Annotated in this window: 20 protein-coding genes and 3 pseudogenes; 10 read left to right on the plus strand and 13 right to left on the minus strand. The window is 71.0% G+C overall.

Going from position 1 to position 26,180, the window contains the following annotated elements:
- Positions 1-191: 191 nt before the first annotated feature.
- The 6 genes and pseudogenes from OJ254_RS07030 to OJ254_RS07055 all read right to left on the minus strand — a co-directional run bounded on the left by OJ254_RS07030 (position 192) and on the right by OJ254_RS07055 (position 5,561).
- Entirely contained in the window at positions 192-677 is a 486-nt protein-coding gene (locus OJ254_RS07030; RefSeq protein WP_261956390.1) for a DUF3180 domain-containing protein, read from the minus strand.
- Between the two features lie 129 nt (positions 678-806).
- A complete protein-coding gene (gene folK / locus OJ254_RS07035) occupies positions 807-1,403 on the minus strand; it encodes a 2-amino-4-hydroxy-6-hydroxymethyldihydropteridine diphosphokinase (RefSeq protein WP_261956391.1) in 597 nt (198 codons plus the stop codon).
- Positions 1,387-1,761, minus strand: coding sequence for a dihydroneopterin aldolase (gene folB, locus OJ254_RS07040; RefSeq protein ID WP_030414985.1), 375 nt, complete (start codon positions 1,759-1,761; stop codon positions 1,387-1,389). The genes folK and folB overlap by 17 nt, the downstream gene beginning before the upstream one ends.
- A 412-nt stretch (positions 1,762-2,173) precedes the next feature.
- Positions 2,174-2,644 (minus strand): nuclear transport factor 2 family protein, encoded by a 471-nt coding sequence (locus OJ254_RS07045; protein ID WP_265365080.1) that lies wholly within the window; start codon positions 2,642-2,644, stop codon positions 2,174-2,176.
- 5 nt (positions 2,645-2,649) lie between these two features.
- A pseudogene (gene folP, locus OJ254_RS07050) lies at positions 2,650-3,596 on the minus strand (dihydropteroate synthase).
- 123 nt (positions 3,597-3,719) lie between these two features.
- Positions 3,720-5,561 carry a phosphatidylglycerol lysyltransferase domain-containing protein gene (locus tag OJ254_RS07055; RefSeq protein WP_265361671.1) on the minus strand — a complete coding sequence of 614 codons (1,842 nt, stop codon included), beginning with the start codon at positions 5,559-5,561 and terminating at the stop codon, positions 3,720-3,722.
- Between the two features lie 141 nt (positions 5,562-5,702).
- On the opposite strand from OJ254_RS07055, the gene OJ254_RS07060 reads away from it, so the two are divergent.
- Positions 5,703-6,818, plus strand: a complete 1,116-nt coding sequence (locus tag OJ254_RS07060) for an alpha/beta hydrolase (protein WP_265361672.1) — start codon at positions 5,703-5,705, stop codon at positions 6,816-6,818.
- Positions 6,819-6,897: 79 nt separating this feature from the next.
- Here the strand turns inward: OJ254_RS07060 and folE are convergent, their stop codons facing one another.
- The 6 genes and pseudogenes from folE to dacB form a co-directional block, all read right to left on the minus strand.
- Complete coding sequence (folE, locus tag OJ254_RS07065; protein ID WP_030414981.1) at positions 6,898-7,503, minus strand: GTP cyclohydrolase I FolE; 606 nt, start codon at positions 7,501-7,503, stop codon at positions 6,898-6,900.
- Between the two features lie 117 nt (positions 7,504-7,620).
- Positions 7,621-9,633, minus strand: coding sequence for an ATP-dependent zinc metalloprotease FtsH (gene ftsH, locus OJ254_RS07070; protein WP_265361673.1), 2,013 nt, complete (start codon positions 9,631-9,633; stop codon positions 7,621-7,623).
- Positions 9,634-9,914: 281 nt separating this feature from the next.
- Positions 9,915-10,453: pseudogene (gene hpt / locus OJ254_RS07075) on the minus strand (hypoxanthine phosphoribosyltransferase).
- An 86-nt stretch (positions 10,454-10,539) separates the two neighbouring features.
- Positions 10,540-11,545, minus strand: a pseudogene (gene tilS / locus OJ254_RS07080) (tRNA lysidine(34) synthetase TilS).
- 192 nt (positions 11,546-11,737) lie between these two features.
- The gene (locus tag OJ254_RS07085; RefSeq protein ID WP_265361674.1) at positions 11,738-12,883 is read right to left on the minus strand and encodes a zinc-dependent metalloprotease; all 1,146 of its coding nucleotides are present in this window, start codon (positions 12,881-12,883) and stop codon (positions 11,738-11,740) included.
- A gap of 593 nt (positions 12,884-13,476) precedes the next feature.
- Complete coding sequence (dacB, locus tag OJ254_RS07090) at positions 13,477-15,066, minus strand: D-alanyl-D-alanine carboxypeptidase/D-alanyl-D-alanine endopeptidase (protein WP_265361675.1); 1,590 nt, start codon at positions 15,064-15,066, stop codon at positions 13,477-13,479.
- Between the two features lie 86 nt (positions 15,067-15,152).
- On the opposite strand from dacB, the gene OJ254_RS07095 reads away from it, so the two are divergent.
- The 9 genes from OJ254_RS07095 to OJ254_RS07135 all read left to right on the plus strand — a co-directional run bounded on the left by OJ254_RS07095 (position 15,153) and on the right by OJ254_RS07135 (position 23,983).
- The gene (locus OJ254_RS07095) at positions 15,153-15,644 is read left to right on the plus strand and encodes an inorganic diphosphatase (protein WP_030414975.1); all 492 of its coding nucleotides are present in this window, start codon (positions 15,153-15,155) and stop codon (positions 15,642-15,644) included.
- A gap of 416 nt (positions 15,645-16,060) precedes the next feature.
- A complete protein-coding gene (locus OJ254_RS07100; protein ID WP_265361676.1) occupies positions 16,061-18,004 on the plus strand; it encodes an ABC transporter ATP-binding protein in 1,944 nt (647 codons plus the stop codon).
- A complete protein-coding gene (locus OJ254_RS07105) occupies positions 18,001-19,485 on the plus strand; it encodes a phytoene desaturase family protein (RefSeq protein WP_265361677.1) in 1,485 nt (494 codons plus the stop codon). Before OJ254_RS07100 ends, OJ254_RS07105 begins: the two co-directional genes overlap by 4 nt.
- A 282-nt stretch (positions 19,486-19,767) precedes the next feature.
- On the plus strand, positions 19,768-20,556 hold the full coding sequence (locus OJ254_RS07110; protein WP_341483575.1) for a class I SAM-dependent methyltransferase: 789 nt from the start codon (positions 19,768-19,770) through the stop codon (positions 20,554-20,556).
- A gap of 40 nt (positions 20,557-20,596) precedes the next feature.
- Complete coding sequence (locus OJ254_RS07115; RefSeq protein ID WP_261956401.1) at positions 20,597-20,944, plus strand: helix-turn-helix domain-containing protein; 348 nt, start codon at positions 20,597-20,599, stop codon at positions 20,942-20,944.
- A gap of 73 nt (positions 20,945-21,017) precedes the next feature.
- Positions 21,018-22,034, plus strand: a complete 1,017-nt coding sequence (locus OJ254_RS07120) for an alpha/beta fold hydrolase (RefSeq protein ID WP_265361678.1) — start codon at positions 21,018-21,020, stop codon at positions 22,032-22,034.
- Entirely contained in the window at positions 22,031-22,633 is a 603-nt protein-coding gene (locus OJ254_RS07125) for a hypothetical protein (RefSeq protein WP_265361679.1), read from the plus strand. Before OJ254_RS07120 ends, OJ254_RS07125 begins: the two co-directional genes overlap by 4 nt.
- 138 nt (positions 22,634-22,771) lie before the next feature.
- The gene (locus OJ254_RS07130) at positions 22,772-22,960 is read left to right on the plus strand and encodes a linaridin family RiPP (protein WP_265361680.1); all 189 of its coding nucleotides are present in this window, start codon (positions 22,772-22,774) and stop codon (positions 22,958-22,960) included.
- A 144-nt stretch (positions 22,961-23,104) separates the two neighbouring features.
- Entirely contained in the window at positions 23,105-23,983 is an 879-nt protein-coding gene (locus OJ254_RS07135; protein ID WP_265361681.1) for a hypothetical protein, read from the plus strand.
- 64 nt (positions 23,984-24,047) lie between these two features.
- On the opposite strand, the gene OJ254_RS07140 is transcribed toward OJ254_RS07135, so the two are convergent.
- Positions 24,048-25,826 (minus strand): threonine/serine exporter family protein, encoded by a 1,779-nt coding sequence (locus tag OJ254_RS07140; RefSeq protein ID WP_265361682.1) that lies wholly within the window; start codon positions 25,824-25,826, stop codon positions 24,048-24,050.
- Between the last annotated feature and the right edge of the window lie 354 nt (positions 25,827-26,180).

A 26,180-nucleotide genomic window follows, 5' to 3' on the forward strand; every position in this document is an offset into this window, starting at 1 on the left:
TTTCGATATCGTCGCGACCGACCCTAGACCCGACCACTGACAACCGCACCGGTTCCGCCACCGCCGGTCCGTATCGCCATCCAGCCGCAACGCCCCGTTCACGACCGGAAGTACGGGCACGAACGCCGCGGGGCCCGGCCCGCGCAGCTCTCGCTGTCGCAGACCGGGCCCCGCCCGGTGTCAGTCCGCGGTCAGACCCGCGCGTCCGCCCCGCCGTCGCCCTCGTCGTCCGGAAGCTTGCAGACCCGCTCCAGGAAGATCGCGGCGACCACCACGGCCGCGCCGGCGACCACCGACAGACCGGCGTAGATCGCCTGGTCCCGGCGGGGTTCCACATCGAGGCCGGCGGTCAGCAGGAAGACGCCGACTCCGCCGTAGAGCCCGGCCACCAGCGACGCCACCAGGGCGCTCGCCTGGCCGAAGACCACCGCACGGGCGGCCAGCAGCGGATCGACGCCCTTGGCGCCGGGCCGCCGCTCCCGCTGGGCGCGCAGCCGTCCGCGGAACTCGAAGGCGGTGCCGGCGAGCACGGCGGCGAGGAACGCCAGCACGATGGGCGCGGCCACCGGCACGCTGGGGAGCGTGCCGAAGGAGTCCCACAGCCGGGCGCCGCCCCAGGCCAGCACCCCGGCTGCCAGGAACAGTCCGACGAGCACCTTGATGTGTAGCTGTTTCACCGAGCGATCGCCCCTCGCACCGTCCTGCCCTTCACCGCCACCACGGCCGTCCTCGTCGCCGTACCGCCGCCGTCGCCGTCAGGTGAGTCCGACGACCGCACCGGCGCCACGGCTCCTTGGGTCCAACGCCTACTCCGGCAGCCGGAGTTCCAGGTCCGCACGCGGCAGCACGCCCGTGCGGCCGACCGCCGAGAGGAGCTCGGCCACCGCACCGCGCCCGGGGACCTCCGCCTCCGGTTCGATGTCGTACCACGGCGCGAGGACGAAGGCACGCTCATGGGCGCGCGGGTGCGGCAGCGTCAGTCGCGGGTCGTCGGAGACGATGCCCTGATAGGCCACGATGTCGACGTCGATGGTGCGCGGCCCCCAGCGTTCGTCGCGGACCCGCAGGAAGGCCTCCTCGATGGCGTGCCCGCGCTCCAGGAGGGAGTCCGGCGGCAGCGTCGTCTTGATCAGCACCACGGCGTTGAAGTACGACGGCTGGCTGCCCGGCTCGACGCCCCACGGTTCGGTCTCGTACACCGGGGAGACCGCTTTGACCCGCAGACCGGGGGTGTCCTCCAGCGCGTCGACGGCGCCCTGCAGGGTCTCCAGGCGGTTGCCGAGGTTGCTGCCGAGGGAGATCACGGCGCGCTTGGGGTTGGAGAGCGTCACATCGGCGGCGTCCACCTGCTCCACGACGGAGGCGGGCACCGGCTGTACGGTCGGGTCACTGCTGGTGTTCATGTACTCGACTCCGAGTGATGGTGATGGTCACGTCGTCGAAGGGGACGGTGATCGGCGCGTCCGGCTTGTGCACCACCACCTCCACTTCCTGCACGCCCTCGTGCTTGAGGCACTGGTCGGCGATGCGCTCCGCCAGGGTCTCGATGAGGTCCACGGGCTCGCCCTCCACGACGGCCACCACCTCCTCGGCCACGACGCCGTAGTGCACGGTCTTCGCGAGATCGTCGGAGGCGGCCGCCTGGCGGGTGTCCAGTCCGAGTACCAGGTCGACGATGAAGGTCTGGCCTTCCTCGCGCTCCCGCGGGAAAACCCCGTGGTGGCCTCGGGCCTTCAGCCCACGCAGCGCGACACGATCCACGCGAATCACTCCCACTGGTCCACGGCACCTCTGGCGCCACTGTTCGTCGGTTCCGGGCAGGCGCCGGAGCGATCCGGCAACACTGCCCGCCATCGAATCTACCTTCGAGCACCGACAGTCCTCGCCCACGGGGGCTATGGACAAGACCCCGTCCTGCTGCTAGGCGTGCCGCATCGAGCGGGCCGGGAGATCGTCCGCGCGCCTCTTACCCCCTGGTCCGCGCCCCACCCCTACCCGTCCCGCACTTGGCTCGAACGGGTGCGCCCCGTCCATATGGCTGACGTCCACCGCTGACGACGGCACAGAACCGGCCGATCGGCGCAAGTCCGGACGGCCATGGCGAGGCTCACACACCGGCTCCCCGCCGGGCACAGCACCGGCACGCACCGGCCACGCCCCCGGCGCCTCCCGTTCACACCCCGCCCGCGTCCGGCTCCCCCTCGTCCTCCTCGTCCTCGCCGTCCTCGCGGTCCGCCAGCACCGGCGAACCGTGGTGCGACCACACCCGCCAGCCGTCGTCCGTGCGCCGGAAGACGTTCGTCGCCACGACCAGCTGGCCGATCAGCGGCCCCACCGACCCGTCGTCCTCGGCCGGCCCGCCACTGAGGATGTTCTCGGTGCAGGTCACCAGCGCGGTGTCGCCCATGACGTCGATCTCGACGTCGGTCAGGAAGAACTGGATGTACTCGGTGTTCGCCATGATCAGGGCGTACGAGCGGAGCACCTCGCCGCGGCCGCGGAGCACCGGCCACCCGGGGTGCACCACGCTCACCTGACCGTCCAGCCACAGCTCGGACAGCGCCTCGTGATCGCCGCGCTCGATGGTCTCGTACAGGGTCGTGTTCGCCTGCTCGACCAGCTCGATGTCGGTCCGTGGGCCCAAGCCGCTCACACCGCTCCCGTCGTGGTCGCCGTCGTCCCGCCCGCTTCCCCGCCGCCGGCCCCGGGGGCCGCGTCCGGGTCTCCCGCGGCGGCCGCTGCCGTCGCGCCCTCCACGGCACGGGCCACCCGCACCGCGTCCGCGCTCGCCCTGACCTCGTGCACCCGCACCGCCCAGGCCCCCTCTCGCGCCACCATCGCCGATACCGCCGCCGTCGCCGCGTCCCGCTCCCGGGCCGGCGGCGGGCCGCTCCCTCGTCCCCCGCCAGCACCCTGCCCAGGAACCGTTTCCTCGATGCGGCCACCAGCAGCGGCCGGCCCAGCGCCCGCAGCCGCTCCAGACGGGCGATCAGGGCCAGGTCGTGCTCGGCCTGCTTGGCGAAGCCCAGGCCGGGGTCGATGACGATCCGGTCCGGGTCGATACCGCCGGCCACCGCGCGCTCCATGGCCCGCCCGAGCTCGTCGACGACCTCGGTGACCACGTCGCCGTAGCGGGCGCGGTTGTTCATGTCGATGGACTGGCCGCGCCAGTGCATCACGACGAACGGGACGTGGTGCGCGGCCACCGCCGGCACCATCGCCGGGTCGGCGGCCCCGCCGCTGACGTCGTTGACCAGCCGCGCGCCCGCCCGCACCGCCTGCTCGGCGACCGAGGCGCGCATGGTGTCGACGGACACCACGACGCCGGCCGCGGCCAGTTCCCGTACGACCGGGACGACCCGCCGCAGCTCCTCGGCCTCGTCCACCCGCGCCGCGCCCGGGCGGGTCGACTCGCCGCCCACGTCCACCAGGTCGGCGCCCTGGGCCACCAGGTCCAGGCCGTGTTTGACGGCGAGTTCGGTGTCGAACCACTCGCCGCCGTCGGAGAACGAATCGGGCGTCACGTTCACGACGCCCATCACCGCGCAGCGGTCCCAGTCCGGCAGTCCGGCCACCCGGCCACGCAAGGTACTCATGGGACCAGCGTAGGCCGTGTGCCGACCGGCCGGATTGCGACCGCCGCCTGCCGGGAACGGCCGCGGGCCGTACCACCGGGGCACCCCGCGCCGCTCCCGCCCGGACGGCCGTCCGGGCGTCCGTCAGGCCACCCGCTCGACCGCCTCCGCGGCCCGGACCGGCTCCACCGTGTGCGCGCACGGCAGCGGCTCCACGGCCTTCCTGCGGCGCAGTACGCGCGGCAGCTCCAGATAGCCCTCGGCCTGCATGGTGGCCAGGCCGATGCGCGGGATGTCCCGGGTGGTGCGGAAGACCACGAAGCGCGGCTCCCAGCGCGGGCCGAACTTGTCGTTGAACTTGTAGAGCGACTCGATCTGGTACCAGCGCGACAGGAACAGCAGCGTCCCGCGGGTGATGCGCATCACCGGCCCCGCGCCGAGCTTCTCGCCGCGCTCCAGGTAGGAGCGGAAGACCGCGAAGTTCAGCGAGAGCTGCTTGATCTTCAGGTCCGGCGCGGCCTGCAGGGCGGCGACGATCAGCAGCTCGTTCATGCCGGGGTCGGCGCTGCGGTCGCGCCGCATCCGCTCCAGCGAGATGCCGTCCGTGCCCCAGGGCACGAAGTACTGCAGCGCCTTCAGGTCACCGAACGGGCCGGGCTCCTCGCCCTCCGCCGGGGCCAGATGCGCGGTCGCGATCACCGCGTCGCTGTCCTTGACCGCGTCGATGCGGCCCAGCGCCATGGAGAAGCCCCGCTCCTCGTCGGTGTCACGCCACGCGTCGGCGGCCTTCTGTACCCGCTCCAGCTCCTCCGGTTCCAGGTCGCGCACCCGGCGCACCTGCGTGGTGTAGCCGTTGCGCTCGATGCGCTTGACCATCTGGCGCACGTTGCGCATCGCCCGGCCGGACAGCGTGAAGTCGGCGACGTCGACGATCGCCTCGTCGCCCAGCTCCAGCGCGTCCATACCGGTCTCACGGGTCCAGACCTGGCCGCCGGTCTCGCTGCAACCGTGCACCGCCGGGGTCCAGGAGTGCGCCCGCGCCTCCTCCATGAAGCGCTCGATGGCGCCCGGCCAGGCCTCCACGTCGCCTATCGGGTCGCCGCTGGCGAGCATCACGCCGGAGATCACCCGATAGCAGACCGCGGCCTTGCCGGTCGGGGAGAAGACCGCGCCCTTGTCGCGGCGCAGCGCGAAGTAGCCGAGCGAGTCCCGGCCGCCGTGCCGGGCCAGCAGCTCGCGCAGCTGCCGCTCGTCGTCCTCGGTCAGCCGGGCCGCCGGGTGCTCGGGGCGCAGGGCGAGATAGGCGGTGGTGGCGACGGTCAGCAGGCCCAGCGCGCCGAGGGAGTAGCCGACGGTGTAGTCGACCTGGTTCGTGTAGCCGATCGGGCCCTCGAAGCCGAAGAGGCCGAACAGCACGTGCTCGGCGCGCTGCAGGAAGGACGGCGACCCGACGATCTTGCCCGGGTGGGAGCTGACGATCACCATGCCGATGGCGAAGCTCGCGCCGCCCAGGACCACGAAGTTGGCCAGCGCCTTCCAGCGGCTGCGCGGGTCGGGCAGGGCCGCGAATTCCTTCCGGTGCCACACCAGGTATCCCAGCAGTGCAGTGGAGAGCACCGCGCCGAAAACGGAGTGGCGGTACACCAACTGAGCGGCGATACCCACCGGAAGCAGCGCCACCGCCGCTCCCCAGGCCCGCCGCTTACGCCGTTTGAGGCCGTGGGCCAGGAGGAGCAGCAGGATGCCGACGACGATGGAGGCGGCGGCGGCCAGCGGACTCACCGCGCCCGGCAGCACTTCGGCCAGGGCGTGCACCCGGCTGTGCCGGAAGCGCGGGAACACACCGGCGACCAGGTTCAACAGGCCGACGGCCGCGCCGGCGGTGCCGATGAGCCCGGGCACCGCTTCCGGCCGCGGGCCGCGGAGCCAGCGTGGCGTTCGCCACGCAACCTTCTCCGACTTTTCGCCATCTAGCCTGTCAGACATCACTTTCCCGTCGCCCCGGTCGAGAAGACGTGCGAGCCTAGTCGCAGCATCTGGACTTTTTGCGCCCTGTATGACGGCGTTTCAGGGCTCGGGGTTCCACCAGCGGTACGGATGACCCGGCCGCCCGGAAGAAAGCACCACATGGGTCTCACCAGCAAGAAAGTGCTGCTTCTTGCCGTCCTCGTCGCGGTGGCACTGTTCATCCTCACCGTTTGGCTCTGGCCGCGCCTGTCCAAGGGCAACTGGCGCGCCGTCCTCGGCCGGGTCGGGCTTTTGCTGGCGACCCAGCTCTCCCTGTTCGCCGCGGTCGGCCTGTTCGCCAACAACTCCTTCGGCTTCTACGCCTCCTGGGCCGACCTCTTCGGCCAGGAGCAGGAACCGGGTGTGGTGACGAATTACCAGACCGGCCCGAACGGCACCAAGCTGCAGATGCTGGGTACCGAACGCATCAGCGTCCAGAACGGCTCCCGGCCCTCCGAGGCCGGCCGTATCGACAAGGTGCTCGTCCGCGGCGAGCATTCCAAGATCGCCAGCCCGGCGTTCGTCTATCTGCCGCCGCAGTACTTCCAGAAGAAATACACGAAGAAGAAATTCCCGGCGGCGCTGGTGCTCACCGGCTACCCGGGCACCGCCGAGGCCCTCTACAAAAAGCTGCATTTCCCGCAGACCCAGCACGGCCTGCTCAAGGAGCACCGGATGCGGCCCACCGTCCTGGTGATGATGCGGCCGACCGTCGCGCCGCCGCGGGACACCGAGTGCGTGGACATACCGAACGGCCCGCAGACCGAGAGCTTCTTCACCAAGGACCTGCGCGCGGACATCACCGAGCACTACCGAATAGGGCGCGAGGCGAAGAGCTGGGGCGTCATCGGCGACTCCACCGGCGGCTACTGCGCGCTGAAGATGACCATGCGCCACCCCGAGGCGTACTCCACCGCGGTGGCCCTCTCCGGTGCCTACAAGGCCCCGCTGGACGCCACCACCGGTGACCTCTTCGGCGGCGACCTGCGGCTGGAGCGCGAGAACAACCTGCTGTGGCGTCAGCGGCACCTGCCCGCGCCGCCGGTGAACCTCCTGGTCACGAGCAGCAAGCAGGGCGAGGGCAACTACAAGCAGACGCTCCGCTTCATCGAGCAGACGAAGTCGCCCACCCGCGTCTCGTCGATCATCCTCGACAGCGGCGGCCACAACTTCAACACCTGGCGCCGCGAGATCCCCGCGGCCCTCGAATGGCTGGGGAACCACCTCAAGGCGTGATCCCCTGCGCCTGGCCCGACGGAGGGCTTCGTGTGTGGCGGGGCGGCCGATGTGCCGCCCCGTCGCCGTTCCGGGGGCGTCAGCGCGCGAGTATCAGGCTCATCGCCTCGGCCCGGGTCGCCGCGTCGCGCAGCTGACCGCGGACGGCCGAGGTCGTGGTCTTCGCGCCCGGCTTCCGCACCCCGCGCATGGTCATGCACATGTGCTCGCACTCGATGACGACGATCACGCCGCGCGGCTCCAGGATCTCCATCAGCGAGTCCGCGATCTGCGTGGTCAGCCGCTCCTGCACCTGCGGGCGCCGGGCGAACACGTCCACCAGGCGGGCCAGCTTCGACAGCCCGGTGATCTTGCCGTCGGCGGACGGGATGTAGCCGACGTGCGCCACACCGACGAACGGGACGAGGTGGTGCTCACAGCTCGACACCAGCTCGATGTCCTTGACCAGCACCATCTCGTCGTGGCCCAGGTCGAACGTGGTCGTCAGCACGTCCTCCGGCTTCTGCCAGAGCCCGGCGAAGATCTCCTTGTACGCACGGGCCACCCGCGCCGGCGTCTCCAGCAGACCCTCGCGGTCCGGATCCTCGCCCACCGCGATCAGCAGCTCGCGGACGGCGTTCTCGGCCCGCTTCTCGTCGAACGTACCGATCGTGCCGTCGACGTCCAGCGTCACAGGGTCCGTCATATGTGCCTCGTTCCTTCTGCGCCCGCTCGAACGCGGTGTCCATTGCGGAAATACCGCGCCCCCCAGGCTAAACCTGGGGGGCGCGGTATGTATTCCAGGGCCCGTGGGGCCTGGTGATCAGCTCTCCGGGCGCTGCTCCTCCGAGGTCTCCACCTTCTTCTCCGTGGAGACGGTGGCCGCCGTCACGGCGCCGTTGGCCGGGGCCAGCTCCTTGGGCGAGAGCACCGGCGGGCGGGTGGACGGCGTACGCCGCGAGGAACCGGTCCACGCCGGGCGGGCCGGGCGCTTGACCACGTGCTTGAACAGCTCCGCGATCTCCTCCTTGCCGAGGGTCTCCTTCTCCAGGAGGGTCAGCACGAGGTTGTCGAGGATGTCGCGGTTCTCGACCAGGATCTCCCACGCCTCGTTGTGCGCGGTCTCGATCAGCTTCTTGACCTCTTCGTCGACCAGCGCGGCGACCTCTTCGGAGTAGTCGCGCTGGTGACCCATCTCACGGCCCAGGAAGGGCTCGGAGTTGTCGGTGCCGAACTTGATCGCGCCGAGCCGCTCGGTCATGCCGTACTGCGTGACCATCGCGCGGGCCGTGGCGGTGGCCTTCTCGATGTCGTTGGCGGCACCGGTGGTCGGGTCGTGGAAGACCAGCTCCTCCGCCGCGCGGCCGCCCAGCATGTACGCCAGCTGGTCGAGCATCTCGTTGCGGGTGGTGGAGTACTTGTCCTCGTCGGGCAGGACCATGGTGTAGCCCAGGGCCCGGCCGCGGGACAGGATCGTGATCTTGTGGACCGGGTCGGAGTTCGGGGAGGCCGCCGCGACCAGGGCGTGTCCGCCCTCGTGGTACGCGGTGATCTTCTTCTCCTTCTCGGACATGATCCGGGTCCGCTTCTGCGGGCCCGCCACGACGCGGTCGATCGCCTCGTCCAGGAAGTGGTTGTTGATCAGCTTCTCGTCGCTCCGGGCCGTCAGCAGCGCGGCCTCGTTCAGGACGTTCGACAGATCGGCACCGGTGAAGCCGGGGGTGCGCTTGGCGACGGCCGAGAGGTCGACGTCCTGGGCGACCGGCTTGCCCTTCTGGTGGACCTTGAGGATCTCCAGACGGCCCTGCAGGTCCGGACGGTCGACGGCGATCTGCCGGTCGAAACGGCCGGGGCGCAGCAGCGCCGGGTCGAGGATGTCCGGCCGGTTCGTCGCGGCGATCAGGATCACGCCGCCCTTGACGTCGAAGCCGTCCATCTCGACGAGGAGCTGGTTCAGGGTCTGCTCGCGCTCGTCGTGGCCACCGCCGAGGCCCGCACCGCGGTGCCGGCCGACGGCGTCGATCTCGTCGACGAAGACGATCGCCGGGGCGTTCGCCTTGGCCTGCTCGAAGAGGTCACGGACCCGGGAGGCACCGACACCGACGAACATCTCGACGAAGTCGGAGCCGGAGATCGAGTAGAACGGGACGCCCGCCTCGCCGGCGACGGCGCGTGCGAGCAGCGTCTTGCCCGTTCCGGGCGGGCCGTACAGCAGTACGCCCTTGGGGATCTTGGCGCCGACCGCCTGGAACTTGGCCGGCTCCTGGAGGAACTCCTTGATCTCCTGGAGTTCCTCGACGGCCTCGTCCGACCCCGCGACGTCCGCGAAGGTCGTCTTGGGGGTGTCCTTGGTGAGCAGCTTCGCCTTCGACTTCCCGAAGTTCATCACCCGGGAGCCGCCGCCCTGCATCTGGTTCATCAGGAACAGGAAGGCGATCGGAATCAGAATGAAGGGAAGCAGCGTCACCAGCAGGCTGACGAACGGGTTCTGCTTCGACGGGGAGACGGTGTACCCGTCCTTGATCTCGCCGGTCTGGTACTTGGCCTGCAGGTTCTTCGCCAGATCGACGCCCTGGTCGCCGATGTAGCTCGCCTGGATCTTGTTGGAGCCGTCGACCTTGTTGGAGCCCGACAGCTCGACCTTGATCTTGTTCTCATCGCCGGTGGTCAGCTCGGCGGACTTCACCTTGTTGTCAGCGATCGCCTTGACGACCTGACCGGTGTCCACCGTTTTGTAGCCGCCGGACGAGCCGACGACCTGCATCAACACGACCACGGCGAGGACGGCCAGCACGATCCACATGACCGGCCCACGGAAGTATCGCTTCACGTCCATCCATACGGAGCCGTTGGCGGCCCGTCCCTCCTGCCACAGTGAGGCACAACGCCCGCTGAGGGCTGGTCGTGCGTACGGTGTATTACTGGCCCGAAAAAAGAACTGCCTTCGGACGGTACCCCAGCATTGTCACCCGGCGCCTGCGCCGACAGAGAACATGCGGCCGGGGATTTAGCTCTCCCTGCTCCAACGGCGGGCGGCCGCGAAGGGTTCCCGCCGGGCCGCGGCAGTTTGCGCCGGACCCGTCCGGCCCCACCGGCCGGACGGGCGCGCGGGCACCGTCAGCCGCCGTAGACCTGGGGCGCGAGGGTACCGACGAACGGCAGGTTCCGGTACTTCTCCGCGTAGTCCAGGCCGTATCCCACGACGAATTCGTTGGGGATGTCGAAGCCGATCCACTTCACGTCGATGGCGACCTTGGCCGCCTCCGGCTTGCGCAACAGCGTGACGACCTCCAGCGAGGCCGGCTCGCGCGAGCCGAGGTTCGACAGCAGCCACGACAGCGTGAGGCCGGAGTCGATGATGTCCTCGACGATCAGGACGTGCTTGCCCTTGATGTCGGTGTCGAGGTCCTTGAGGATGCGGACCACACCGGAGGACTGGGTGCCCGCGCCGTACGACGACACGGCCATCCAGTCCATCGTGACGGGGTGGACAGCGCGCGCGCCAGATCCGCCATCACCATCACGGCGCCCTTGAGGACACCGACGATGAGCAGGTCCTTGCCCGCGTACTCCGCGTCGATCTTGGCGGCCAGCTCGGCCAGCTTCGCGTCGATCTCTTCCTTGCTGATGAGTACCGACTGAAGGTCGGAGCCCATGTCCTTGTCGTCCACCCGTGCCACTCTCGCTCGGTTCGGTGTTCACGTCAGCCGTGAGACTTCAGATGCAAGGCAGCGTCTGCGGCTCAGCCCTGCCGGATGACAAGTCTGCCACCCTGCCGCCGGACACCGACCCGCCCGGGGAGGTTGATGGCGCCCTGGCCCCGCCAGGCGGTGATCAGCCGGTCCACTTCCTCGATGTGGCGGGCGAAGAGCGAACCGGCGGGGGAACCGGCGCCGATCACGGCCCGGCGCAGCACCCGGCGGCGGACCGCGGGGGCAGCGCGTACAGGGCCGCGACGTCGAGGCCGCCGGTGTCGTCGAGGACCGCGCCCTCGGCGTCCGCCGCCCAGGCGTCCAGGGCGTCGGCGTCGTCGCGGGAGAGCTGGGCGGTCCGGGCCAGCGCCTCGACGACGCCCTTGCCCAGCGCCTTCTCCAGGGCGGGCAGGCCCTCGTGGCGCAGCCGGGAGCGGGTGTACGCGGGGTCGGAGTTGTGCGGGTCGTCCCAGACGGGCAGCGCCTGGATCAGGCAGGCCTTGCGGGCGGTCTGGCGGTCGACGTCCAGGAAGGGGCGGCGGTAGCGGCCGCCGGCGCCGCTGGTGGCGGCCATACCGGAGAGCGAACGGGTCCCGGAGCCACGGGCGAGGCCGAGCAGCACGGTCTCGGCCTGGTCGTCGCGGGTGTGCCCGAGCAGGACCGCGGCGGCGCCGTGGCGCTCGGCGAGAGCGTCCAGGGCGGCGTACCGGGCGTCACGGGCGGCGGCTTCCGGACCGCCCTCGCGGCCGACGGTGACGGCGACGACCTCGACCGGGTCGAGGCGCAGGGCCCGCAGCCGCAGCGCGACCTCGGCGGCGCGCAGATCGGAGCCCTCCTGGAGGCCGTGGTCGATGGTCACGCCCCCGGCCCGGACGCCCAGCTTGGGCGCCTCGAAGGCGAGGGCGGAGGCGAGCGCCATCGAGTCGGCGCCGCCGGAGCATGCGACGAGCACGAGCGGGGCTCGTGCCGGTCCTGTGCGCTGTGGTGGGTGAGCACGTCGTGGAGTACGCGGCGGACCGCCAGGCGTATCGCGGCGACCGCTGGATGGGGACCCATGTCCGTTTCCAATCGTTCAGCTGGGGGTGCCTCGGGCCGGTGAGGGCTTTTCGTCACACAGAGTGCCTAGATGGTGACAGAGGCGAGCGGTTCCCCGAGCATTGCACGCCTATCCATCCGTAACGGTCCCTCAGACGGGTGATTGAAGGGGCGCTCTACTGCCACGCGGTGTGCCCAGCTCACAACGTTCGCCTACGGTGCCCCGTCCGCCTTCCGGTGCACCCGCGCGACCCAGTCCGCCGGTTTGGCGATCTCCTGTTTGGTGGGGAGGGTGTTCGGCGACGTCCAGATCCGGTTGAAGCCGTCCATCCCGACCTCTTCGACGACCGCGCGGACGAACCGCTCACCGTCGCGGTACTGCCGCAGCTTGGCGTCCAGGCCGAGCAGTTTACGCAGCGCCTGGTCGAGCCGTCCGGCACCGCTGGCCCGCCGCTTCTGGAACTTCTCCCGGATCTCGGCGACCGACGGCACGACGTCCGGCCCCACCCCGTCCATCACGTAATCCGCGTGCCCCTCCAGCAGGGACATCACGGCGGTCAGCCGCGCCAGGATCTCGCGCTGGGCCGGCGTCTGGACGAGATCGACGAGCGAACGGCCGCCGTCCTCTTCCTCCTCGCCCTCGGGCCGGGCACCGGCCAGCGACTGGGCGGCCTCCCGCAGCCGCTCCAGGAGGGTGCCCGGATCGATGTCGGTCTCCCCGAGGAACGACTGGATCTCGCCCTCGATGTGGTCGCGCAGCCACGGCACGGCCGTGAACTGGGTGCGGTGCGTCTCCTCGTGCAGGCACACCCACAGCCGGAAGTCGTGCGGTTCCACTTCGAGCTCGCGCTCGACGTGGACGATGTTCGGCGCGACCAGCAGCAGCCGGCCGCCCTGCTCGCCGGCCGGCAGGTCCCGGCTGGGCGGCGCGAACGTCTCGTACTGGCCGAGCACCCGCGACGCCAGGAACGACAGCAGCATCCCCAGCTCCACGCCGGTCACCTTGCCGCCGACCGCGCCCAGCACCGCGCCACCGGGGACCGTCGAGCGGCGGTCCTCCATCTTGGCGAGCAGCGGTTTGAGCACCGCCCGGAAGCCGGCGACGTTCGCCCTGACCCAGCCGGGCCGGTCCACGACCAGGACGGGCGTGTCGTGCGGCACCTCGCCCTGCGCGTCCGGCTGCGCCAGCCGCGTGAACGCCCGCACGTGCGCCTCGGACGCCTTGGCGTGCTTGCGCAGCTCGGCGACGATCGCCCGCGCCTCGTCCCGGCTCACCTCTGGGCCCGGCCGCACGAACCGGGTCGCGGTCGCGACCGCGAGGTTCCAGTCGACCATCTCGGTTCCACCGATGCTCGTCATGACTTCACGGTACGTGGGCGCGACGGCGCCTGGTAGCCGTCCGCTGAGCTTTGCGGCGCCTCCCACGTACCTGGCTTTCCCGCCGCGGGGCGCTGCGCTTTGCGGCGCCCCGTACGTAGTTGGCCGTCCCGCCGCGGGTCGTCTCGCCGTTGCGCCTGGCGGCGGGCGTGGTGTTGTCGGGTGCGGTGCCGGCCCTCCAGACTTCGTCCTCCGGTCCAGCCCCTCCCGTGGTGGGGAGTTTCTCAGCTGGTTGGGGGCGGGCCTGCTCTGTTGGCTGCGCGTGCGTGGGCATTACGTGCGCCCCCACCGTCCTTCACTTTCCCCCTCACGGGAGGGGACGGGCCGGAGGGGCCGGTTGTGTGGGCTTCGCTTCCAAGGGCTCAATAAAGAGCGAAGGCGGAGCGCAGCGGAGCGTAAAGCGTCAGCAGTCCACACAACCGGCCCCGGAGGCCCGTCACCGCACCCACCACAACCCAGCCCGCCGCAGGCGCAACGGCGAACAACAACCGCGGCGGGACAGACAGGTACGTACGGGGCGCCGCAAAGCGCAACGGCGAGACGCCCCGCGGCGGGACAGACAGGTACGTGGGAAGTCACCGGCACCCGCAATTCGCCACCGCAGAAGCCAAGTTGTCCAGTGCCCGCTGCGCGCCCGGCGCATCCGTGGTGCCGGTGGTCATGAAGGAGAAGACCAGGAGGCGGCCGTCGGCGTCGACGACCGTGCCGGCGAGGGTGTTGACGCCGGTGAGCGTGCCCGTCTTGGCGCGGACCGCGCCGGCGCCCGCGCTCTGGCCCGTGTAGCGGCTGCTGAGGGTGCCGGTGAAGGCCGCCACCGGGAGGCCGGTGACCACGGACCGCAGGGCCGGGTGGTCGGGCGCGGCGGCCTGCAGCAGGAGGCGGGAGAGCAGTGCGGCGGACACCTTGTCGCCGCGGTCCAGGCCGCTGCCGTCCTTGAAGACCGCGCCGGCCAGCGGCAGGTGCTGGCGGGCGAGGGCGTCGTGGACGGCCTTGGCGGCGCCGTCGAAGCTGGCCGGCCGGCCGGAGCCGAGCGCGGCCTGCCGGGCCAGCGCCTCGGCGATGTCGTTGTCGCTGTAGGTGAGCATCCGCTCCACGAGGGAGGAGAGCGGGAGGGAGTGGACGGCGGCCAGCCGCTCGGCGTGCGCGGGCGCCTTGGTGCCCTTCGGGGTGCCGTCGATCGTGATGCCGCGCTCGTGGAGGAGGTCGGCGAAGGTGCGGGCGGTGGTCCCGGCGGGGTCGGCGTCGCGGGGCGCCGGACCGTGGTCGCTGTCGTCGAGGCGGGCCTCGTCGGTCATCAGCGCCGTGACGGGGGCGAGGTTCTCGTCGGGCCCGAACGGGTGGTCGACCGGCCCCGAGTAGGCGGAGGCGTCGTACCCGAGGCCCACCGTGGTCAGGTGGCGCCGCTTGAGCGCGCGGGCGGTGGCGTCGGCCAGCGTGCGGAGGTTCGCGGGCTGCTCGGCGGTGGTCTGCTGCGGGGCGCGGGCGGTGAGCGTGGGGTCGCCGCCGCCGACGAGGACGATGCGGTCCTTGCCGGCGGTGACCACGGAGGTGTCGATGCGGTGCTCCGGGCCGCGGGCGGACAGCGCGGCGACGGCGGTCGCGAGCTTGACCGTGGAGGCCGGGGTGGCGGCCTTGCCCTGGTCGGAGCCGAAGACCTCGCGGCCGGCCGCGACGTCCACCACGGAGGCGGTGCGCAGCGGACCCAGCGCCGGGTCCTTGAGCAGCGGCGCGAGGGCGTCGGCGAGCCCGGCGCCGGTCGGTACCGGTGCCGCGCCCCGGCCGGCGCCCGCGGCGGCGCGGACGCCGAGCGCGGGCAGGACGGGAGCGGCGCTGGGCGCCGGGCGGTCGGGCTCGGCGGCGTGATGCTCACCACTGGATCCGTCGACGACCGCCGCCTCGGCCCGCTCGGCCGTACGCTGACCGGAGTCCCACGGGCCGGCCGCCGCCACCGCGACGAGCGCGACCGTCAGGCCGGTGGCTGCGGAGACCGCCGTCAGCCGCCAGGTCTGCTGGGTGTGCCGCGGGGTGTCCTGCCAGGCCTGCCGTACGGTGCCGGCCGCCGCCCGGGCCGAGCGCCCGGCCGCGTCGGCCGCCTCCCGTGCGGTGCGCTGCGCCGAACGCTGCGCCGACTGCCATCTGACCTGCCATTTCCTGGTCTCCGGCACCTCGGACCAGCCCCTTTCGCCACCACACACCTGCGTGGGGGACACTTAATCACCAGACGTATGTGTTGATCATGGAGGAGCCACCCGTGGAGTTCGACGTCACCATCGAGATCCCGAAGGGTTCGCGGAACAAGTACGAGGTGGACCACGAGACCGGTCGGATCCGCCTGGACCGTCGACTCTTCACCTCGACCAGCTACCCGGCGGACTACGGCTTTGTCGAGAACACCCTGGGCGAGGACGGCGACCCGCTGGACGCCCTGGTCATCCTGGATGAGCCGACCTTCCCCGGCTGCCTCATCAAGTGCCGCGCCATCGGCATGTTCCGGATGACGGACGAGGCCGGCGGCGACGACAAGCTGCTGTGTGTCCCGGCGTCCGACCCGCGCGTGGAGCACCTGCGTGACATCCACCACGTGTCGGAGTTCGACCGCCTGGAGATCCAGCACTTCTTCGAGGTCTACAAGGACCTGGAGCCGGGCAAGTCCGTCGAGGGCGCCAACTGGGTCGGCCGCGCGGACGCCGAGGCCGAGATCGAGGCCTCGTACAAGCGCGCCGAGGCGCACGGCGGGCACTGATCGAAGCGCCCGGGCGCAGGTCTGCGCCCGGTGAATTTCGTACGCGAACGGGCGGCATCCAACCGGGTGCCGCCCTTCGTCCGTTTGTGCCGGGGGTTTGTGCCGGCCGGTGTGCGTGGCGGCGCGCGGAGAAATTCCCGTTCTCCGGTAAAAAGCGGGAAGCAATGAGTAAAGTTTGCGTGCGACGCCCGGCTGCTCCGTGATCATCGCCAAATAAGCGGCAGATAAATTAACTTACGGCGGCCGCGCATAGGCCCCGCCTATTCCGCGCACCGCGCTCCCGGCGGCCAATTAACCCATAAGTTGACAGCGCGCGCCGATGCTAGCTTCGCCACCTTGACGAGAGCACCCCAATAGGCAAGGCGGTTCTCCGGGTCACGCACGGCGTGACCGTCGTCAAAGCGGGGGGAGCACTCATGGCACATCGCGTGGGCCGCGCAAGCCAGAGGGGCGGGACGAAACGCGCGGGACTGGTCGCCACGGTTTTCCGACAACACACCGCGCTGCTGGTCGCGGGCGTGGCACTGGGCCTGGCGGGGGTGGCCGCCTCGCTCACGCAGCCGGTGGCCATCGGCCGGCTGATCGAGGCGGCGGGCCGCGGCGAATCGCTGGGCGCCCCCATCACCTGGCTCGTCTCGCTTTTCTGCGCCGGCGCGGTTCTCACCTCTCTCCAGGCCTACGTCATCGGCCGGGCCGGGGAGAACATCGTCTTCGACGTCCGCCGGCTCCTGACCGAACGTCTGCTGCGCGCCGATCTCACCGCATTCGGGAAACGGCCGCAGGGCGATATCTTCACCCGCACGGTCACCGATACCTCACTGGTGAAGATCGCCCTTTCGCAGAGCCTGACCCAGCTGATCACCAGTGGTGTCACGGTGCTGGGCGGCGTGGTGCTGATGTTCTGCATCGACGCGGGGCTGATGGTCATCACCCTGGGCTGTCTCGGCGCCGCCAGCGTGGTCTCCCTGCTGCTGGCCCGGAAGCTGCGCAAGGTGGCGCTGGAGAACCGCGACGACATCGGCGCGTTCGGCACCGCCGTGCAGCGCGTGCTCTCCGCCCTGCCCACGGTCAAGGCGTCCCGCGCCGAGTCCCGTGAGGCCGACCGCATCGGCGCGCTGGCCGGGAACGCCCGGCGGTCCGGCATCCGGGGCACCGCCTACGGCGCCCTGCTGACGCCGTCCATGAACGTCGGCACGCAGGGCGCGCTGGCCGTCGTCGTCGGCGTCGGCATGGCCTGGGTGGCCCGCGGCGAGATGACCATGGCCGCCCTGACCACGTTCATCATGTACCTGTTCCAGCTGGTGTCGCCGCTGGTGATGTTCTTCATGGCGGTCGGCCAGTTCGTCCAGGGCCGGGCCGCCATCCAGAAGGTCGACGAGCTGGCCGACATGCCCCAGGAGGGCGGCGGGACGGCGGACGCCGGGCACACCGCGCCGATGGTGCTGGCGGCCCACGGCCGGGCCGCGGTCGAGTTCCGCGACGTCCGCTTCGGCTACGAGCGGGGGGACCGGGGCGAGCGGTCCCCCGTCCTGCACGGCGTCTCGTTCCAGGTCCCGGCGCGCGGGCTCACCGCCGTCGTCGGGCCGTCCGGCGCGGGCAAGACCACCTTGTTCCAGCTGATCGAACGCTTCTATCCGGCCAGCGGCGGCAGCATCCTGGTCGGCGGCCGGAACATCGAGGCGCTGCCCCTCGACGCCCTGCGCGGGCTGGTCGGTTACGTCCAGCAGGACAGCGCGGCGCTGCGCGGCACCGTCCGGGAGAACCTCACCTACGCCAGCCCCGACGCCGGCGAGGCCGACATCCGGCAGGCGGTGGAGATGGCCGGGCTCGCCAAGGTGGTGGCCGATCTCCCGCAGGGCCTCGACACCGAACTCGGCGACCAGGGCAGCGGATTGTCCGGCGGACAGCGCCAACGCCTGTGCATCGCCCGCACGTTGCTGCAGAAGCCGGCGGTCATGCTGCTGGACGAGGCCACCTCCCACCTCGACTCCGACTCCGAGCGGGACTTCCGCGACGTCCTCCAGCGGGTCTCCCGGCACTGCGCGGTCATCGCCATCGCCCACCGGATCTCCACGGTGATCGACGCCGAGCAGATCGTGGTGCTGGAGGACGGCCGGGTCCGGGCCACCGGCCGGCACCAGGACCTGATGACCCGCGACGCGCTCTACCGGCGGCTGGCCGGCTCCCAGCTGCACGCCGACTCCGGCGGCCGCGTCCCCGCCCGGGTCCCGGACCGCGGCCACCCCCGCGACACGGAGACGACGCTCTCCCTCTCCCTGGCCTTCGGCGGGCTCCCGCCGGCCACCCTCAACGAACAGACCATCCGGCTCCGGCCCATCAGGAGCGAGGAGCAGTGGTGAACGGCACCGACGTGGCCGTCGTGGGCACCGGCCCCAACGGGCTCGCGGCCGGCGTGGTCCTGGCCCGCGCCGGCCTGCGGGTGGCGCTGTACGAACGGGCCGAGACCATCGGCGGCGGGCTGCGCACCGCGCCCCTCTTCGACAGCGGCGTGCGGCACGACCTGTGCTCCGCCGTCCATCCCATGGCCGCCGCCTCCCCGTTCTTCCGGGCGTTCGGCCTGGCGGAGCGCGGCGTCGAGCTGCTGCAGCCCGAGATCGCCTACGCCCATCCGCTCGACGGCGGCCGTGCGGCCCTGGCGTACCGGTCGCTGGCCGAGACCTGCGCGCACCTGGGCGCCGACGGCCCGCGCTGGCGGCGGCTGATGGAGCCCCTGCTGGAGCACAGCGACGGCATCGTCGACCTGATCATGAACGGGCAGCGCCGGCTGCCGCGGGACCCGGCGGCAGCCCTGCTGCTGGCGAGCCGGGTGGCGGTGCACGGCACCGGGCTCGGCGCGGCGCACTTCGCCGGCGAGGAGGCGGCCGCCCTGCTCACCGGTGTCGCCGCCCATGCGGTCGGCAGGCTGCCGAGCCTCGCCGGCGGCGCGGTGGCCATGCTGCTCGGCCACCTCGCGCACGGCACGGGCTGGCCGCTGCCCCGCGGCGGCAGCGCCCGGATCGCCGAGGTGCTGGCCGCGGACATCACCGCGCACGGCGGCGTCTTCCACACCGGGCACGAGGTGACGGACCTGGAGCAACTCGGCGGCGCCCGGGCGGTGTTGCTCGACACCAGTCCCAAGAACTTCCTGGCCCTGGCCGGCGACCGGCTGCCCCGCCCGTACGCGCGCGGCCTGGCACGGTTCCGTTACGGCCCGGGCGCCGCCAAGGTCGACTTCCTGGTCTCCGAACCGATCCCGTGGGCCGATCCCGCGGTCGGCCGGGCCGGGTCGGTGCACCTGGGCGGCACCCGCGCCGAGATCGTCCGGCAGGAGACGGCGACCGCCCGCCGGATCCGGACCCGGGAGCCCTTCGTCCTCGTCGTGGACCCGGCGGCGACCGACCCGGGCCGCGCGCTGCCCGGGAAGCGCCCGGTGTGGGCGTACGCGCACGTGCCCAACGGCGATCCCACCGACCCGTTCGCGCTGGTGCGGGCCCGCATCGAGCGCTACGCCCCGGGTTTCGGGGACACCGTCCTCGCGCACCGCTCCGTCGCCGCCGCGTCGTACGAGACCTACAACCCCAATTACGTGGGCGGGGACATCGGCACCGGCGCGATGACGCTGTACCAGAGCATCGCCCGGCCCGTGCCGCGCCTCGATCCCTACCGCACACCGCTGCCCGGCGTCTTCCTGTGTTCCTCGGCCACCCCGCCGGGGCCCGGCGTGCACGGCATGTCCGGCTATTTCGCGGCGCTCTCGGCGCTCCGGCATTGTTTCGGTATACGCACCGCAGCCGACGTGTCACTCTCGCCGACACCGCGCCAATTCAGCCCTGCCAACTAATGCAGGAACACTCATCTGTTTCGGCGTCAACCAATCCCAACCGGCCCTGGAGGCATGGGGATTGAGCCAGATAATCGATTGCGAGCCCGCAGACGTGGCTGATAACGTTCGTCGTAAAGTTACTCCCCCCACACTTCGTTGAGACGTCATCACGGGATCGACCACAGCTGCTGGTCTGACCAACCACGCAGCCGGCCGCGGTTCTCCCGTACGGCCACCCGTTGGTGACGTATCGCGCCTTGCCTCGCTCTTCGTCTTCTTGACGTTCCCCGGGCATCGACAGTGGGGGCAGAAGAGAGGGGAAACACGGGTGGAAAATGGAGTCCAGGACATAGGCTACGGGCGCCAGTTCGCCGGCTGGTACGACCGACTACTTCCGGACGACGCGATTACCGCCGCCGCCGTCGAGGGGCTGGCGGCCCTCCATCCCGATCCCGAGGGGGAACCCTCGAGTTCGGCGTCGGAACGGGACGGATTGCCCTCCCGCTCTCCGAAAAGATCGGCCACGTAACGGGCGTGGACTCCTCGCCGGAGATGCTGGACGCGCTCCGCGTCAAGCTGACGGACGGCGCCGGCGACGTCACCCCGGTACACGGCGACATCCGCACCTACACCTCGGAATCCCGTTACTCCCTGGTGTATTGCGTCTGCGCGACGCTTTCGGTGCTCACCACTCCCGAGGACCAGCGGCAGGCCGTCCGACGCGCGGCCGATCTCCTCGCCCCCGGCGGCCGGCTCGTCATCGAGACGCACAACAAGCCGCCGGTCGTGGCCATGCACGAAGGCCTCAGCCGCACCACCTACTTCATGCCCCACCCGGAGCCCGGCAGTGGCGTGCAGACCCACTCCACCCTGCTCGACGGCGGTCTGTGGCACTGCTCCCACATCCTCTACCAGGCCGACGGCACCACCCGGGTCGGTTCCGAACTCACCCGGCTGACCACGCCGGAGGACATCGACGGCTACGCCCGCGCGGCCGGCCTCACGCCCGAATCCCATCTGGCGCACTGGGACGGCAGCCCGTACAGCGAAAGCGCCCCGATGTTCATCTGCTGTTACGTCAAGCCCTGAGGGCAGCACCCAGAAAACGGATGACGAAAGAGGGTCGCACGTGGGACGTCCTCCGATATTGCCGGCCGACAAGAAATTCGCTCTCGTACTGAGAGTGGTGACCGGTGAACTGACCGCAGCAGAAGCAGCTCGCGAGGCCGGAGTCTCCGAGCAGTCCGTCTCGAACTGGCGCCGGCAGTTTATTGAGGGAGGCCGCAATGGCCTCGCCGGCGAGAGTGGCAAGACCTCCGAGAATGCCTCCCGGATAGCCGAACTCACCCAGGAGATCGCCAACCTGAAGGCCACGATAGGCGAGTTGTACATGGAACTCCGCAAGCACAGCCGCGGCGCGGGCATCCGCGTTCCGCTGCCCCGCGGCAGGACCCACCCGGCACAAAGAGTCAATTAACTCGTTATTTTATCCGGGAATCGCGTGTTAGGTTTTTCGGCAACAGCCACTTCGAATCACGGGGGAGGGGAATGTGGCGTCTCTTGAGCGCCAATTCGCCGTCGGCCTGGCCGGTTTGGCCGGCGCGAGCCTGCTGACCGGCGCAGTAACGCGATTCACCGGTGGGCGCGAACGTGCGCGCCGCTACCTGCTGCACGAGAGGCCGGACGGCAGCCTCGTCGAGGTCGCCGTCCATATTCCTCCGCAGGCGCGGCGCGTCGTTCTGCTCGACAACGGCCTGGGCGCACCCCACGAATACTGGGACTGGGTGTGCGGCGCACTTCCCGACGACATGGGATACCTGCGGTTCAACCGTCCCGGCTACGGGCTCAGCACGCCGGTCACGCAATACGGTCTGCACCGGCACTTCGAGCTGCTGCAGGAATTGCGCGACACCTACATCGCCGACCTCCCGGTCGTCCTGGCGGGCCACTCCCTGGGCGGGTACTTCGTCGCGGCCTACGCGTCGCGGCATCCGGGCGCGCTGAAGGGCGTGACCGCGGTGGTCATGATCGACGCCACCGAAGTGATCAGCCTGCGCCACTCCCGCCGTACCAACGTCGACCGGTGGGCCCGCCAGTCCCTGGTGATGGAGCAGGTCTACGCCTGGGCCGGCCTCTCGGCCTTCCGCCCGGCGAAGAACGTGAACAAGCAGTACCGCCCGCAGATCAACCGGAGCTACACGGCGTTCATGACGCACCCGCGTGCCTGGGCCACCGCCCGCCAGGAGTACCTGGACGCCATGACGTTCCCCGAACTGACCGATCTGGACTGCCCGTTGACCGTCGTCACGGCGGAGAACAACGTCGGGGACAACGCCACCCATCACGCGGTCCAGGCCAGGCTCGCCGCCATCTCGAAGCGGTCCCGGCACCACTTCATCGACGGCTCGGACCACGAGTCCGTGCTCGCGGTGCCGGCCCACGCCGAACAGGTGGCGGAGGTGATCGCCGGCGAACCGCCCTCCGGGACCGGCCCGGAGCGGGAGAAGCCCGTCAAGGACCGCCCGGCCGGCAAGCGTGCCGCCGAACGGGAAGAGGAGCTGGCGTGATCGTGAAGGTGAACACCGAGCGCGTGAAGACGGTCGCCGTCACCGCGTCGCTCGCCGCCTGGCTGGTGGCGACGGCCGCGGGACAGCTGCCCGAGAACCGCTTCGACAACCTCCTGCGGCGCGGGAGGTGGCAGATTCCGGTCCCGAACTGGCGCTTCTTCGGACCGAATCCCGGAGTCAAGGACAACCACCTGCTCTACCGGGACATCGTCGACGGCGAGCCCGGTGAATGGCAGGAAGTGCCCATCACCCGCGACCGCCCGTGGTACGCCCTGGCCTGGAACGCCCGGAACCGCTCCCCGAAGGCCCTGTTCGACGCGAGCCAGGACACCATCGGCCGCTCGGTGGCCTTCGGACCGGAACTGCACCTCGTCACGCTGGGGTCCGGCTACCGCCTGCTCTCCCGCTACATCCAGCGCCATCTGCCCCATGCCGAGGGCGCCTCGCACAGCCAGTTCATGCTGATGCAGTCGTTCCTCAAGGCCCCCGGGGACCGGGAGATCGAGCCGGTCTTCGTCTCCCTGCAATTCCCGCTGAACGACCACGCCGCCCCCGGCGACGCCACCCCTGAAGCGGCCGCGTTTCCCGTAGCGGCCTAGCGAGCCGATCAACCCCCTCGGCCGGAAGCTGCGAGCTCACTCGGAAAGCCCTGCACCGCGTGAGTTCGCGTCCTCCCGCCGAACGGCTGGAGAACTCGCTCTGAGATTTCTGAGAGAAAGAGGACAGTAATGTCTGTTGTGGCTGAATTCGCCAACACCAACCTGATGGACGTGCAGCCGGGCCGTATCGGCTCCGACGCCGCGCCGACCATGATGACCCCGCTGGCCACCGTCGCGACCCCCGAGGCCGTCTCCGCCGGCATCGCGGTCACCTGCGCCACCGCCATCGCGCTCAACCAGGTCACGCACAACGTCCAGCACGGCTGAGCCGACCGGCAGATGGTGCCGCCTGACCGGCACCGTTAGCCCCGGTTGATCCAAGACGCGGCGGCACGGTACGCCCGATACGCATACCGTGCCGCCGCTTCCCATTCCACCGTACTCGCATCACATCATCAGGAGCACCCATCCATGTTCCTCGACGCTCCGCCCGAGGTCACGGCACGCCGAGTGGCTTCGCTGGGTACGCTGGTCTCCGCACTGGAAATGCTGAGCCAGACGCGTAAGTTCGAAGACGGTGAATTGCTGAGCGGCCAACTGGCGAACATGCGCCCCAAGTTCGCCAAGCGATTTCCCCGGCTGACCCGCGCCCTCAGCTCCAAGAAGGCGGCGGTCGCCCTCTACGGAGTGCAGGCGGGTGCTTCTGCCGCCACGCTGATCTGGGGCCACAAGCGCGGGGTGCGCACGGCGGGCAGCGCCGTCCTCGCCGTGACGGGCGCCGCCGGACGGCTGCACACCCCCTTCGGTGGCGACGGTGCCGACCAGCTCCAGCAGGTGATCAACGTCGTCCTCGCCTCTACCGGCACCTTCAAGGACGGTGAGAAGGCCCGCGACGTGGCCATGCGCGCCATGGCGCTGGAGACGACCATTTCCTACGTCGCGTCCGGCGTGGTCAAGCTCGTGTCCCCGGTGTGGCTCAGCGGCGAGGCGTTCAGCGGAGTCATCCGTACGCACAACTACGGCGACCCGCGCATCTTCCAGCTCGTGCACAAGTACCCGATGCTGGGCAAGCTCATCACCTGGGGAACGGTCGCCGCGGAGGTCGGCTTCCCGCTGGTCTTCGTCCTGCCGAAGCCCGCGGCCAAGGCCTGGCTCGGCTCGATGACCCTCTTCCACCTGGGCATCGGACAGTTCATGGGACTCAACCGCTTCGTGCTGGCCTTCGGCGCCACGCACCCGGCGCTCCTCTACGTCCTCGCGCAGAACGACAAGCCCGCGCTGGCCGACGGCGCGAAGCGCGCACCGGCCTGCGGCGCGAAGCGCGCACTGCCGGCCGCGAGCGCGGCCTGACCGGGGAGACACCCCCAGGGGGTGTCTCCCCCCGAGGGGTCTCCTCCCTCGGCGGGCCCGCCCGCTAGAACCCGCGGGTCCGCTTGGCCGCGCGGCGGCCGGCGCCCGCCTCCAGCAACCCGGGCGCCCGCAGGAACAGCCGGGCGACCTCGGAACCGAGGTTGACCCCCACCGCGATGGCCAGCGCCAGCGAGGCCGCCTGCACCAGCGACGTCAGCCCCTGCGGCAGATGCCCCTGGGCGAAGTTGAGCAGCCCGAAGTACGTGGCACTACCGGGCAGCAGCGGGCCGATCGCGGCGGTCACGTACGGCAGCGCGGACGCGTACCGGTACCGCGACAGCAACTGCCCGAACAGGCCCACCAGACCGGCCGCGATCGCGGTGGCCGGCACCGGGTTGATCCCCGCGACGTTGGCGAGCGCGCCGTAGACCACCCACGCCACCCCGCCGTTCAGCGTCGCGAACGCCACGGTGTGACGTTCCTGCTGGAGCAGCACGCAGAACGCCAGCGCCAGCAGCATCGACGCCAGCGTCTGCACCAGCGGCTCGTTGTACGCCCCCAGCGCCTGCTCCGGATTGAGCCCCTTCAGCCCCGGGTTCACCTGCAACCCGATGTACAGCACGCTCAGCACGCCGACGACGATGCCGACGATCAGATAGCCGACCTCCAGCAGCCGGGCCGCGGCGGTGATGTAGTAGCCGGTCAGCCCGTCGTGCACCCCGGCGACCAGCGCCCGCCCCGGGATCAGCGCGAACAGCCCACCGGTGATCACCGCGGACGCCTGCACGCTGGAGTGCGCCAGCCCGAAGGCCAGACCCACCGCCGCCGGCGGCATCGCGGCCACCACGAACTGGTAGAACTCCGGCAGCCCGCGCCCGGACGCCAGCCACGCCAGCCGGTCACCGAGCATCGAGCCCACCGCCGCCGCGAGGAACACCAGCGACCCGCCGCCGACCAGCATCGACGCCGCACCGGACAGCAGCCCGGAGGCCACCGTGAGCGCCCAGCTCGGGTACGGGTGCCGGTTACGGCGGATCTCGGCCAGCCCGCGGTACGCCTCCTCCAGGGTGATCCCCTCGGAGGCGATCTCGTCGACCAGCCGGAACACCGCGGACAACCGGTTGTAGTCCACCCCGCGCCGCCGCACCGTCCGGCTGGCCGTCACCGGGTCGTCGACCAGCGACGGCTGGTACGAGATCGACAGCAGGGTGAAGGTGACGGTCGGCTCGACCCGCTCCAGCCCGTAGGCGTGCGCCACGCCGAACATCGCCGCCTCGACGTCCTCGGCGCCCTCACCGCCGGCGAGCAGGATCTCGCCGATGCGCAGGGTCAGGTCGAGGACGCGGGGGACGGCCGGGCCGGTCTCCTCGTCGCCGCGCTCCCGGCGCTCCGGGACCGGCCGCTCCCCGACCGGCATCCGCAGCATCGTGCGCATCCGGTCCTGCCACGGCGCCTCCTTGGTGAGGCGGACCGTGGGGATGCCGTGCGGCGGGGTGAAGGCCAGGCCCATGGCGGTGGCGCCCGCGGGCGTGGGCAGCGGGGTCTGTCCCGTGGTGGTGCCGGCCGGCGGCGTGAACGCGGAGCCCTCCTGCTCGGGGGGCGGCTCCGGACGCAGACCCGCCGGCAGGGCGAACTCGGAGGTGGGGTGCTCGTCCTCGGGCAGCGGCGGGTACGGCACGCCGAGCGGCGGCGTGAAGGCGCTGTGCGCCTCGTCGGAGGCGGGCTTGCGGTCCTCGCCCGCCGGCTCGTGGCCGGCGCCGCCCCTGCCGCCGCGGGGGCCCGCGTCGCTGTCGCCGCTCTTTCCGTTGCTGTTGCGCTGGCCGCGTTGTGGGTCCGACGCCACGGTGTTCGCTCCTCCTGTGCCATGTCGCTGCGCTGTGCGGTATCGCTGCACTGTGCCGCCTACCCACGATGCTTGCATGCCCGCCGTGCGTGTGGCGGGCGGGTCCGCGTACGTCGTCGGCTTCCCCGCCGTGGGGGTTTCTCGCCGTGGCTCCCCCACTGCCTGAAGGGCGTGGGAGGTGCCCCCACGCGGCGGGCGGGGTGTTTTTGGGTGCGGTGACGGCCCTCCGGGGGCTGGTGTGTGGACTGCTTCGCCCTACGTCCACACACCAGCCCCCTCCGGCCCGTCCCCTCCCGTTGGGGGGTGGAGGAAGGCCGGAGGGGGCTCGCGTCGGTGGTGCGGTGCCGGGCTGTC

It is taken from the genome of Streptomyces endophytica (assembly GCF_026153355.1).
In the GTDB taxonomy this organism is placed as follows: Bacteria; Actinomycetota; Actinomycetes; order Streptomycetales; family Streptomycetaceae; genus Streptomyces; species Streptomyces endophytica.